Source organism: Pseudomonas sp. A0308 (assembly GCF_044218815.1).
GTDB lineage: Bacteria > Pseudomonadota > Gammaproteobacteria > Pseudomonadales > Pseudomonadaceae > Aquipseudomonas > Aquipseudomonas iridis.
This window is the reverse complement of record NZ_CP162581.1, coordinates 2,129,350-2,141,462: the sequence shown is the minus strand read 5'-3', so window position 1 is coordinate 2,141,462 and position 12,113 is coordinate 2,129,350. Positions and strand designations below refer to the sequence as shown.

The 12,113-nt window shown below is 58.8% G+C and carries 12 protein-coding genes; 9 read left to right on the top strand and 3 right to left on the bottom strand.

Features of this window, described 5'->3' with window-relative positions; all coding sequences use genetic code 11:
* Positions 1 to 299: 299 nt before the first annotated feature.
* Positions 300 to 1,541, bottom strand: coding sequence for a transporter associated domain-containing protein (locus AB4P92_RS10045; RefSeq protein WP_395599315.1), 1,242 nt, complete (start codon positions 1,539 to 1,541; stop codon positions 300 to 302).
* A gap of 12 nt (positions 1,542 to 1,553) precedes the next feature.
* A complete protein-coding gene (locus AB4P92_RS10040; protein ID WP_042557821.1) occupies positions 1,554 to 2,366 on the bottom strand; it encodes an inner membrane protein YpjD in 813 nt (270 codons plus the stop codon).
* Positions 2,367 to 2,576: 210 nt separating this feature from the next.
* Between AB4P92_RS10040 and ffh the strand changes: the two genes are divergently transcribed.
* The 6 genes from ffh to AB4P92_RS10010 all read left to right on the top strand — a co-directional run bounded on the left by ffh (position 2,577) and on the right by AB4P92_RS10010 (position 6,786).
* Entirely contained in the window at positions 2,577 to 3,953 is a 1,377-nt protein-coding gene (gene ffh, locus AB4P92_RS10035) for a signal recognition particle protein (protein WP_042557822.1), read from the top strand.
* 328 nt (positions 3,954 to 4,281) lie between these two features.
* Positions 4,282 to 4,533 carry a 30S ribosomal protein S16 gene (rpsP, locus tag AB4P92_RS10030; protein WP_042557823.1) on the top strand — a complete coding sequence of 84 codons (252 nt, stop codon included), beginning with the start codon at positions 4,282 to 4,284 and terminating at the stop codon, positions 4,531 to 4,533.
* Between the two features lie 5 nt (positions 4,534 to 4,538).
* Positions 4,539 to 5,075, top strand: a complete 537-nt coding sequence (gene rimM, locus AB4P92_RS10025; RefSeq protein WP_042557824.1) for a ribosome maturation factor RimM — start codon at positions 4,539 to 4,541, stop codon at positions 5,073 to 5,075.
* Positions 5,076 to 5,077: 2 nt separating this feature from the next.
* A complete protein-coding gene (trmD, locus tag AB4P92_RS10020) occupies positions 5,078 to 5,830 on the top strand; it encodes a tRNA (guanosine(37)-N1)-methyltransferase TrmD (RefSeq protein ID WP_042557825.1) in 753 nt (250 codons plus the stop codon).
* 45 nt (positions 5,831 to 5,875) lie between these two features.
* Entirely contained in the window at positions 5,876 to 6,226 is a 351-nt protein-coding gene (rplS, locus tag AB4P92_RS10015) for a 50S ribosomal protein L19 (protein WP_003175895.1), read from the top strand.
* A gap of 146 nt (positions 6,227 to 6,372) precedes the next feature.
* Positions 6,373 to 6,786: an acyl-CoA thioesterase gene (locus tag AB4P92_RS10010; protein WP_042557826.1), complete on the top strand. Its 414-nt coding sequence runs from the start codon at positions 6,373 to 6,375 to the stop codon at positions 6,784 to 6,786.
* A gap of 118 nt (positions 6,787 to 6,904) precedes the next feature.
* On the opposite strand, the gene AB4P92_RS10005 is transcribed toward AB4P92_RS10010, so the two are convergent.
* The gene (locus AB4P92_RS10005) at positions 6,905 to 8,713 is read right to left on the bottom strand and encodes a cation:proton antiporter (protein ID WP_395599314.1); all 1,809 of its coding nucleotides are present in this window, start codon (positions 8,711 to 8,713) and stop codon (positions 6,905 to 6,907) included.
* A gap of 108 nt (positions 8,714 to 8,821) precedes the next feature.
* Here AB4P92_RS10005 and xerD point away from each other — a divergent pair, with 108 nt between their 5' ends.
* The 3 genes from xerD (at position 8,822) to AB4P92_RS09990 (ending at position 12,035) form a co-directional block, all read left to right on the top strand.
* Positions 8,822 to 9,718: a site-specific tyrosine recombinase XerD gene (gene xerD, locus AB4P92_RS10000; protein ID WP_042557828.1), complete on the top strand. Its 897-nt coding sequence runs from the start codon at positions 8,822 to 8,824 to the stop codon at positions 9,716 to 9,718.
* 149 nt (positions 9,719 to 9,867) lie between these two features.
* Positions 9,868 to 10,599 (top strand): bifunctional protein-disulfide isomerase/oxidoreductase DsbC, encoded by a 732-nt coding sequence (gene dsbC / locus AB4P92_RS09995; protein ID WP_042557829.1) that lies wholly within the window; start codon positions 9,868 to 9,870, stop codon positions 10,597 to 10,599.
* Between the two features lie 131 nt (positions 10,600 to 10,730).
* Positions 10,731 to 12,035 carry a homoserine dehydrogenase gene (locus AB4P92_RS09990; protein ID WP_047299866.1) on the top strand — a complete coding sequence of 435 codons (1,305 nt, stop codon included), beginning with the start codon at positions 10,731 to 10,733 and terminating at the stop codon, positions 12,033 to 12,035.
* Positions 12,036 to 12,113: the final 78 nt, after the last annotated feature.

Genomic DNA, 12,113 nt, shown 5'->3' with positions numbered 1-12,113 from the left:
GACAGTCATGAGCTCCGGTGGAGCGAATTATTATGGTCGAGCACCCAGGGATGTGGGATGAGGCGCGAGCGCTGTTTCGAGTAGGAACAGTCGTCGGAGTGAGGCGCAAACGGTCGAGACCTGTTTTGTGCGGGGTAAGCACAAGGTTCGGCAGGGCTTGGGTAAGCCGGCTCGATTATAGGAAGGTGGCTAACGATTGAACAAGAGCAAAAGATCGCAGTCTTTGTCAGTTCCCACATTCGGAATACGTTCCCCTGTAGGAGCTGCCGAAGGCTGCGATCTTTTGATCTTTTGATCCTCTATCTGGCAGGCACCAGAGCAGGTACAGAAGAGGTATGCCAGATCAGCACCTTGCTGACCCGGTTCTCCTCGGTCTCGAGAATCTCCAGCCGATAACGGCCGATCTTCAGGCAAACAGCGCTTTCCGGAATGGTTTCCAGCGCCTCTGTTACCAGGCCATTGAGGGTTTTCGGCCCATCGCTGGGCAAGTGCCAGCCCAGGCACTTGTTCAACTCACGGATCGAGGCGGCGCCGTCGATCATCATGCGGCCATCGGCTTGCGGGTGAATGTGCGGATTATCGAGGCTGTGCTCGCTTTCGAATTCGCCGACGATCTCTTCGAGAATGTCTTCCAGCGTGACGATGCCGAGCACTTCGCCGTACTCGTCGACCACCATGCCCAGACGTCGCTGCTGCTTGTGGAAGTTGAGCAGTTGCAGCTGCAGCGGTGTGCTTTCGGGCACGAAGTACGGCTCGTAACTGGCGGCCAGCAGTGCTTCGCGGGTCAGGTCGTTATTGTTCAGCAAGTGACGAATCTGCCGGGTGTTGAGCACGGCTTCAACCTGGTTGATGTCACTGTGGAACAGCGGCAGGCGCGTGCGCTTGGTGTTGCGCAGTTGTTCGATGATTTCTTCGATCGGGTCGTCGAGGTTGATACCGTCGACGTCACTGCGCGGCACCAGAATGTCGTTGACCGTAATGTTGTCCAGCGCATGGATACCCGACACCGGGTGCACGCGAACCGGGTGCTCCGGGTCAGCGTGACGATCAACCGGCTCATCGTCTTCGCTTAGCTGCACGACCTGGGCTTTGCGCACTAGCGGCGCCAGGAGCAAAGCGCTGATGCGGCTGAACAGCCACGCCAAGGGATAAATGATCTTCAACGGCACCGCCAGCAGCGAATTGCCAAACGCCAGCACGGCATCCGGATAACGCCGGGCGATGGTGCGCGGGAAGTAATCGGCAAACACCAGCAACACCGCACCGACACCCAGGCACGCCGCCCAAGGGCCGTTTTCTTCACAGAGGAAAATCGCCAGCAGTGTGGCGATCACCACCGCGAGCGCACGGCACAGGGTGTTGCAGAGGATCAGGCTGTCGAGCGGGAAGCTCAGCTTCGCCAGCGGTTTATCGCTGGCGCGTGAGGCGGTGCGTTGTGCGAGCAGGTGCTGCTGCGCGATTTCGACGGCGGTAAATAGCCCCGACCATAAAACCAGCAGGACAAATACCGCGAGCATCGGCCCTATGGGCAAACCGTCCATTTATGCCGCCCGTCAGATGTGCAGAATGTATTCACGAACCAGTTTGCTGCCGAAATACGCCAACATCAGCAGGCAGAAACCGGCGAGGGTCCAGCGAATCGCCTTGTGGCCACGCCATCCGAGACGATTACGGCCCCACAACAGCACACTGAAAACGATCCAGGCCAGGCAAGCCAGCAGGGTCTTGTGCACCAGATGCTGGGCGAACAGGTTCTCGACGAACAGCCAGCCGGAGATCAGCGACAGCGACAGCAGCGTCCAGCCGGCCCAGAGGAAACCGAACAGCAGGCTTTCCATGGTTTGCAGCGGCGGGAAGTTCTTGATCAGCCCGGACGGGTGCTTGTGCTTGAGCTGGTGGTCTTGCACCAGCAGCAGCAAGGCCTGGAACACCGCGATGGTGAACATGCCGTAGGCGAGGATCGACAATAGAATGTGCGCGAGGATACCCGGCTCTTCATCGATGATCTGCACCGTGCCGGTCGGCGCGAACTGCGCCAGCAACACGGTGATAGCACCCAGCGGGAACAGCAACACCAGCAGGTTCTCGACCGGAATCCGCGAGCAGGCGAGCAGCGTCAGGGCGATCACTGCCGCCGCGATAAGACTGGAGGCACTGAAGAAATCCAGGCCCAGACCGATCGGGGTCAGCAAATGAGTGAGCAGGCTGGCGCTGTGAGCCACCACGGCGAGGACGCCGAGCGTAACCAGCAGGCGCTTGTTCGCCTTGGCTCCGGTGGCCAGACGAGTGCTCTGATAAATAGTCGCAGCGGCGTATAGAAGGGCGGCGGCGAGGGTAGTCAGCAAACTGGGTGACAAGGGGAGCATAAATCCTGTTAGGCAAGCCCGAAAGGCGCTGAGTTTGGCATAGAACCCCCATGACACGAAAGACTCAGGAAGCTGACAGCGAGGTGTCCGCCAGACGCAGTCTTCGCTATAATCCGCGACCTGCCCACGCCGCAGGCTCGCCGAGCACATGTTGATTCCGGTCTGGGCCGCCATTATCCCGGTCTACACAGGGCCTGAAAGGATCGCGCAATGTTTGAAAACTTAACCGACCGTCTCTCACAGACGCTGCGCCATGTCACCGGCAAGGCGAAGCTGACTGAAGACAATATCAAAGACACCCTGCGTGAAGTGCGCATGGCGTTGCTCGAAGCCGACGTCGCCCTGCCGGTGGTCAAGGACTTCGTCAATTCGGTCAAGGAGCGCGCTGTCGGCACCGAGGTGTCGCGCAGCCTGACGCCGGGCCAGGCGTTCGTGAAGATCGTCCAGGCCGAGCTCGAAAGCCTGATGGGCGCAGCCAACGAAGACTTGAACCTGAGCGCCGTGCCGCCCGCCGTCATTCTGATGGCCGGCCTGCAGGGGGCGGGTAAAACCACCACCGCCGGTAAACTTGCGCGCTTCCTTAAAGAACGCAAGAAGAAGTCGGTCATGGTCGTGTCGGCGGACGTTTACCGCCCGGCGGCGATCAAACAGCTGGAAATGCTGGCCGGTGAAGTCGGTGTGACCTTCTTCCCGTCCGACCTGAGCCAGAAGCCGGTCGACATCGCCAGAGCCGCTATTAAAGAAGCAAAGCTCAAGTTTATTGATGTGGTCATCGTCGACACCGCCGGTCGTCTGCACATCGACGAAGAGATGATGGGCGAGATCAAGGCGCTGCACGCCGCGATCAACCCGGTCGAAACCCTCTTCGTGGTCGATGCCATGACCGGTCAGGATGCCGCCAACACGGCCAAGGCCTTCGGTGATGCACTGCCGCTGACCGGTGTGATCCTGACCAAGGTCGACGGCGATGCACGTGGTGGTGCTGCCCTGTCGGTGCGCGCCATCACCGGCAAGCCGATCAAGTTCATCGGTATGGGCGAGAAGAGCGAAGCGCTCGATCCGTTCCATCCTGAGCGTATCGCTTCGCGGATTCTCGGCATGGGCGACGTGCTCAGCCTGATCGAACAGGCTGAAGCGACCCTCGACAAAGACAAAGCCGACAAGCTTGCGAAAAAGCTGAAGAAGGGCAAGGGCTTCGATCTCGAAGACTTCCGCGATCAGCTGCAACAGATGAAAAACATGGGCGGCCTCGGCGGGCTCATGGACAAACTGCCGAGCATCGGCGGCGTCAACCTGTCGCAAATGGGCAATGCCCAGAACGCCGCAGAGAAGCAGTTCAAGCAGATGGAAGCCATCATCAACTCCATGACCCCGGCCGAGCGCCGCGACCCTGAGCTGATCAGCGGTTCGCGCAAACGCCGGATCGCCATGGGTTCCGGCACTCAGGTGCAGGACATCGGCCGCTTGATCAAGCAGCACAAGCAGATGCAGAAGATGATGAAGAAATTCACCGCCAAAGGCGGAATGGCGAAAATGATGCGCGGCATGGGCGGTATGTTGCCCGGCGGCGGCATGCCAAAAATGTAAGGCGTCCTGTCTCGCTCATTCTGCTTACTGATGGCTGCGTCTCGCCAAAAGTGAGTGAAATGAGGGAGGCGGGATCGCAGAAACTCGCCGGTCGTCGCACCGGCGCAGGCCCCGCAAGGATGCGGGATCAACAGCAAACCCGCGCTTGGCGGGAGCTGACTGGCCGTTTTAAACGACGGCTCTATATGCAAATCTGCACGGCATGCCATAGGCGCCGGAAAAAGTCATTTGCAAAAGTCCGGATATTCCTTAGAATATGCGGCCTTTCGGGCACCTATGCCCGCTGTGCATTTAGATTTGCAGCACCGACTACAGGAACGATGTTCACATGCTAACAATCCGTCTTGCCCTTGGCGGCTCCAAAAAGCGCCCGTTTTACCACCTGACCGTAACCGACTCGCGTAACCCGCGTGACGGCTCCCACAAAGAACAGGTTGGTTTCTTCAACCCTGTTGCCCGTGGTCAGGAAATCCGTCTGTCCGTGAACCAAGAGCGCGTAGCCTACTGGCTGAGCGTTGGTGCACAACCTTCTGAGCGCGTTGCTCAGTTGTTGAAGGAAACTGCCAAGGCTGCGGCCTGAGCAATATGAACGCGACGCCTGCTGTTGCTGATGATTTGATCGTTATTGGCAAAATTTATTCTGTTCATGGCGTTCGCGGCGAAGTGAAGGTTTATTCCTTTACTGATCCGACTGAAAACCTGTTGCAGTACAAAACCTGGACGCTAAAGCGCGAAGGCAATGTCAAACAGGTCGAGCTGGTCAGTGGACGCGGGAGCGATAAGTTCCTGGTCGCAAAGCTCAAGGATCTTGATGATCGTGAAGAAGCTCGTCTTCTGGCCGGTTACGAGATCTGCGTGCCGCGCAACATGTTCGCTGAATTGACCGACGGTGAGTACTACTGGTACCAACTCGAAGGTCTGAAGGTCATTGATCAACTGGGCCAACTGCTCGGGAAAATCGATCATCTTCTGGAAACCGGCGCCAATGATGTAATGGTAGTCAAGCCTTGCGCTGGCAGCCTGGATGATCGCGAACGCCTGTTGCCCTATACGGAGCAATGCGTGTTGGCAGTCGACCTCGCAGCGGGCGAGATGAAGGTGGATTGGGACGCGGACTTCTAAGCGTGGCTAACTTGCGCGTAGAAGTGATCAGTTTGTTTCCCGAGATGTTTTCCGCCATTGGCGACTACGGCATCACCAGTCGTGCGGTCAAACAGGGGCTCTTGCAGCTGACCTGTTGGAATCCGCGAGATTACACGACGGATCGGCATCACACTGTGGACGATCGCCCGTTTGGCGGTGGTCCGGGCATGGTGATGAAGATCAAGCCCCTGGAAGATGCGCTGGCTCAGGCCAAGGCAGCAGCCGGGGAGGAGGCGAAGGTTATTTACCTGTCCCCCCAAGGCCGTCAACTGAATCAGTCGGCGGTACGCGAGTTGGCACAATCGGATGCATTGATCCTGATTGCCGGCCGCTATGAAGGCATTGACGAGCGCTTTATTGAGGCTCATGTCGATGAAGAGTGGTCGATTGGCGACTATGTACTGTCTGGCGGTGAGCTGCCGGCCATGGTCCTGATCGATGCGGTTACACGGCTGCTGCCTGGAGCTTTAGGGCATGCGGACTCCGCTGAGGAAGATTCCTTTACGGATGGTTTGCTGGATTGCCCGCACTACACCCGACCTGAGGTGTATGCGGATCAGCGTGTTCCCGACGTGTTGCTAAGTGGCAATCACGCGCATATCCGGCGTTGGCGTTTACAGCAGTCCCTTGGTAGGACCTATGAACGACGCGCCGATCTTCTGGAAAGCCGCTCGCTTTCTGGAGAAGAGAAGAAGCTGCTCGAGGAATATATCCGCGAGCGGGACGATAGTTAACAACGTATCGATGGTAGATCAGTTGATTTACCTTAGGAGCACAGCATGACCAACAAAATCATCCTTGCACTCGAAGCAGAGCAGATGACCAAAGAAATCCCTACCTTTGCCCCAGGCGACACCATTGTCGTTCAGGTGAAAGTGAAGGAAGGCGATCGTTCCCGTCTGCAAGCGTTCGAAGGCGTTGTAATCGCCAAGCGTAACCGCGGCGTGAACAGTGCGTTCACCGTACGTAAAATCTCCAACGGTGTTGGCGTAGAACGTACTTTCCAGACCTACTCCCCGCAGATCGACAGCATGGCTGTTAAACGTCGCGGTGACGTACGTAAAGCCAAGCTGTACTACCTGCGCGACCTGTCGGGCAAAGCAGCTCGCATCAAGGAAAAACTGGCTTAAGTCCAGCTTCCGATGCAGAAAAAAGCAGCCTTCGGGCTGCTTTTTTGTTGTCCGAAATTCACCAAATCCCCCTGTAGGAGCTGCCGAAGGCTGCGATCTTTTGATCTTGGTTTTACCGGAAGCCCAGCAATCACGAGCAGTAAGTAATGACCCCCCGCGACCAGGAAATCGAACGCCGCACCGAACTCTCGGTGACCCGCGTCACCAAAGCCGTCTTTCCGCCGACCACCAACCACCACAACACCCTGTTCGGCGGCACTGCGCTGGCATGGATGGATGAAGTGTCGTTCATCACCGCCACGCGTTTCTGCCGCTTGCCGCTGGTGACCGTGTCCACTGACCGCATCGACTTCAATCATGCAATCCCGGCGGGCTCCATCGTTGAGCTGGTAGGGAAAGTGATCAAGGTCGGCAACACCAGCCTCAAGGTCGAAGTGGAAGTGTTTGTCGAGAGCATGAGCTGCGACGGTCGCGAGAAAGCGATTCATGGTCAGTTCAGCTTTGTGGCGATTGATGATGACAAGCGGCCGGTGCCGGTGCTGCCAGGGTTTGCTGCCTGATCCAGAACTGAGTCGCGTCATTCGCGAGCAGGCTCGCTCCCACAGTGATCAGGGTAAACACAAAATTCATGTCCGGCACACAACCTGTGGGAGCGAGCCTGCTCGCGAAGACGTCAGGTCAGGCGCCGCTGATCTCAGGCTGAATCAGAGCCAACACTGTCCACCCGGATCCCGGCTTCACCGTAGTCTCCGGCGTCACCACATGCACCCAGCCACTGTCATCGCGCATGAACAGCAACGTTGCCCGATTACCATGCAGCGCGCGGTAATCATCCCAGCCAAACCCATCCGTCAGCGTCGTGCTGTACAACTCGGCACCCTGACTCAGCCGACTGGCCAGTTTCGCGTAAGTGAGAGCCTCACTGCCCAACTGATTACCACGGTGCTCCAGACTCGCCCGATGCTTATCGCTGCGGCGGCTTTCATGACCGCTCGCCAATCCGAAAAGGCGCTGATGCCCGAAGTCATGGCGAAAGCGCATTGCCGCCAGGGTGTTGAGTTCTCCTGACGGCGACAGCGCCAGCAAGTGCCCCAGCCCGACCAGATCCAGGTGCGCATCGGCATGTTGCGAAGCCGGGTTGCCAAAGTACGTCGGTATGCCTTCCATGCGTGCGGCACGAATGTTTTCCCAGCTCGAATCGGTCAGCAAAACCCGGCTGCCGAGTTGTTGCAGCGACTTGCCCAACTCCCGCGCCGGAGCATTCGCGCCAACGATCAAAAAACCGCTCTGGGCCGGCTCGGCGACCTTCAATAGTCGGGCAAGGGGGCGCGCCGTGGCACTTTGCAGGACCACCGTGCCGATGATCACCGCAAAGGTCAGCGGCACCAGCAGCAGCGCACCTTCATGTCCGGCTTCGTGGAGGCGAATCGCGAAAATCGCCGACACCGCCGCCGCCACTATTCCCCGTGGGGCAATCCAGCACAACAGCGCCCGCTCACGCCAACTGAGGCTGGAACCGGCGGTGCTGAGCAGCACGTTCAGCGGCCGGGCGATCAGTTGAATCACCAGCAACAGAATCAACACCAGCGGCCCCAATCCGATCAGGGCGTAAAGGTCCAGGCGCGCTGCCAGCAGAATGAACAACCCGGAAATCAGCAGCACGCTGAGGTTTTCCTTGAAGTGCAGAATGTGCCGCACATCCACGCCCTTCATGTTGGCCAGCCACATGCCCATCAGCGTCACCGCCAGCAGGCCGGACTCGTGCATGACCTCGTTGGACGCAATGAAAATCCCCAGCACTGCCGCCAGCGAGGCGAGGTTATGCAGATACTCGGGCAGCCATTGCCGACGAATGACCGTGCCCAGCACCCAGCCACCGACGATCCCGAACACCGCGCCGCACAAAATGACGCCGCCGAAAGTGAACAGGCTCTGCTTGAGGCCATGCCCCTCGGCACTGGCGATGATGAAGCTGTAGACCACAACGGCGAGCAGGGCGCCGATCGGATCAATGACGATCCCTTCCCAGCGCAAAATGTTGGCAATAGACGCTTTTGGGCGCACCACACGCAGCATGGGTACGATCACCGTAGGCCCTGTCACCAGGGTCAGACTGCCGAAGAGAATGGCCAGCATCCAGTCGAATCCGAGCAGAAAGTGGGTCGCGACCGCGATGACGATCCAGGTCGAGATCGCACCGATGGTCACCAGTCGGTGGACGACGCTACCAATCTCGCGCCATTCCGACAGATGCAGGGTCAGGCTGCCCTCGAACAGGATCAACGCCACTGCCAGCGACACCAGCGGCATCAACAGGGGGCCGAACATTTCCTGTGGATCAAGCCAGCCCAGCACCGGGCCGACCAGAATGCCGGTCAGCAACAGAAACAAAATTGCCGGCAATTTCAAGCGCCAGGCCAGCCACTGGCACCCCAGCGCCGCCGCTCCAATTGCGCCAAACGCCATTAGGATTTGCTGTTCGTTCATTGAAGCTCCCTGTTCCTTGAAATGGCGGGCTATGAAAGACTAGCGCCCATTCCTACAGTTCACTCTTCATTTGCGTGCATTCTTTGAGACTGCATGCCTTGAGCGCCCATGCCTGCCATCGACCATCCGCAGATTGACCAATTCCTCGACGCTTTGTGGCTTGAAAAAGGCCTGTCCGACAACACTCGCGACGCCTACCGCAGTGATCTGGCGCTATTCAACGGCTGGCTGCAGGAAAAGAACCTGGAGCTGATCAACGCCGGTCGCGAACTCATTCTCGATCATCTGTCCTGGCGTCTGGAGCAAAACTACAAGCCACGCTCTACCGCCAGATTTCTCTCCGGCGTACGTGGCTTTTATCGGTATTTGCTGCGAGAAAAGATCATCACCGTTGACCCCACGCTACGCATCGACATGCCCCAGCTGGGTAGGCCGCTGCCCAAGTCACTGTCGGAAGCCGACGTCGAGGCACTGCTCAAAGCGCCGGATCTGAGCGAAGCCATCGGCCAGCGCGACCGCGCCATGCTGGAGGTGCTTTACGCCTGTGGTCTGCGGGTTACCGAGTTGATCAGTCTGACGCTCGAACAGGTCAACCTGCGTCAGGGCGTGCTGCGGGTGATGGGCAAGGGCAGCAAGGAGCGGCTGGTGCCGATGGGCGAGGAGGCGATTGTCTGGGTCGAGCGTTACATGCGTGACGGTCGCAGCGAGCTGCTCGGCGGCCGGCCCAGTGACGTGCTGTTCCCCAGTCAGCGGGGTGAGCAGATGACTCGCCAGACGTTCTGGCACCGAATCAAGCATCAGGCCAAGGTCGCCGGGATCGGCAAGTCGCTGTCGCCGCACACCTTGCGCCATGCGTTTGCCACGCATTTGCTCAACCATGGCGCGGACTTGCGCGTGGTGCAGATGTTGCTCGGGCACAGCGATCTCTCGACCACCCAGATCTACACCCACGTCGCCCGGGCACGCTTGCAGGACCTGCACGCCAAGCACCACCCCAGAGGCTGATCAACGTGGCCACAAGTGTTGTGACAGGCGCATTCGGCCACCGTGGCCTTATGTGTTAGGCTTTGCCGGTTTGCACGGTGGACGGTTATGACCCGGTGTTTCGGCACGGGCGTTCTGATCGATCCATTTGTCCGCCTTCAGGAGTTCTCATGCGTCTGACCCAGATTTTCGCCGCCGCAGCCATTGCGTTGGTCAGTACCTTTGCCGTCGCCGATGACGCGGCCAACAAGGCAATTCGTCAAAGCCTCGAAAAGCTCGAACTCGAGGTTCCGGTAGAAAGCATCAACGCCAGCCCGCTGCCAGGCATGTATGAAGTCAAGCTCAAGGGCAGCCGCGTGCTGTACGCCAGCGCCGACGGCCAGTACATCGTTCAGGGCTATCTGTTCCAGCTCAAGGACGGCAAACCGGTCAACCTGACCGAGAAGGCTGAACGTCTGGGCGTGTCCAAACTGGTCAACGCCATTCCGGTTGCCGAAACCGTGGTTTACCCGGCCGTGGGTGAAACCAAATCGCACATCACCGTATTCACCGACACCACCTGCCCGTACTGCCACAAACTGCACGCCGAAGTGCCTGAGCTGAACAAGCGCGGTATCGAAGTGCGTTATGTGGCGTTCCCGCGTCAGGGCCTCGGTTCGCCGGGTGACGAGCAACTGCAAGCCGTGTGGTGCTCCAAAGACAAGAAAGCCGCCATGGACAAAATGGTCGATGGCAAGGAAATCAAGGCCGCCAAGTGCGAGAACCCGGTTTCCAAACAGTTCGCGCTCGGTCAGTCGATTGGCGTGAACGGCACACCGGCCATCGTTTTGGCCGACGGACAAGTCATTCCGGGCTATCAGCCGGCGCCACAAGTCGCCAAACTGGCGCTGGGCGCCAAGTAATTCGCATCGTCACGGTCAGCCTTTGACGATCATGGTCCGGTGGTAGCATCGCCGGGCCATTAATAGAGAGCCGCGAGCACGCGGTTGTTATCCGGCCGACCCTGCGTCGGCCGTTTTATGGGGAGTTCACAGTGAATCCGGTCAAAGTAGGCATCTGTGGGTTAGGGACCGTCGGTGGCGGAACCTTCAACGTACTTCAGCGCAACGCCGAGGAAATTGCTCGTCGTGCCGGGCGTGGGATCGAAGTGGCACAAATTGCCATGCGCACGCCAAAGCCTCAGTTCCAGACGACCGGTATTGCGATTACCAACGATGTCTTCGAAGTGGCCACGAACCCTGAGATCGACATCGTCATAGAGCTGATGGGCGGCTACACCGTTGCCCGCGAGCTGGTACTCAAGGCCATCGAGAATGGCAAGCATGTGGTCACCGCGAACAAGGCTCTGATTGCCGTTCACGGTAATGAAATTTTCGCCAAGGCACGCGAGAAAGGCGTGATCGTGGCGTTCGAAGCGGCAGTGGCCGGTGGCATTCCGGTGATCAAGGCGATCCGTGAAGGCCTGTCTGCCAACCGCATCAACTGGGTCGCCGGGATCATCAACGGCACGGGCAACTTCATCCTCACCGAGATGCGTGAGAAGGGTCGTACCTTCGAAGACGTACTGGCCGAAGCTCAGGCACTGGGTTACGCCGAAGCCGATCCGACCTTCGACGTTGAAGGCATCGACGCGGCGCACAAGCTGACGATTCTGGCCTCCATCGCGTTCGGCATTCCGCTGCAATTCGACAAGGCTTACACCGAAGGCATCACCAAGCTGACCACGGCTGACGTCAACTACGCCGAAGCGCTGGGCTATCGCATCAAGCACCTCGGCGTGGCGCGCAGCACTGACGCCGGCATTGAGTTGCGCGTACACCCGACGCTGATCCCGGCCGATCGTCTGATCGCTAACGTCAACGGCGTGATGAACGCGGTGATGGTCAACGGTGACGCCGCCGGTTCGACCCTGTTCTACGGTGCTGGCGCTGGCATGGAGCCGACGGCTTCGTCAGTGATCGCCGACCTCGTGGACGTGGTTCGCGCCATGACCTCCGACCCGGAAAACCGCGTACCGCATCTGGCCTTCCAGCCGGATTCGCTGTCGGCCCATCCGATCCTGCCGATCGAAGCCTGCGAAAGCGCCTACTACCTGCGCATTCAGGCCAAGGACCATCCGGGCGTTCTCGCTCAGGTGGCGAGCATCCTCTCGGAGCGTGGCATCAACATCGAGTCGATCATGCAGAAGGAAGTCGAGGAACACGACGGTCTGGTGCCAATGATCCTGCTGACCCACCGAGTGGTGGAACAGCGGATCAACGATGCGATCGCCGCTCTCGAGGCCCTGGCCGGCGTAGACGGTCCGGTTGTGCGGATCCGTGTCGAACACTTGAATTAACAGCAGCTACAAGCGGCAAGCCACAAGCGGCAAGACAAAGCGGTTCGGCTTTTTCTTGCAGCTTGTAGCTTGAAGCTT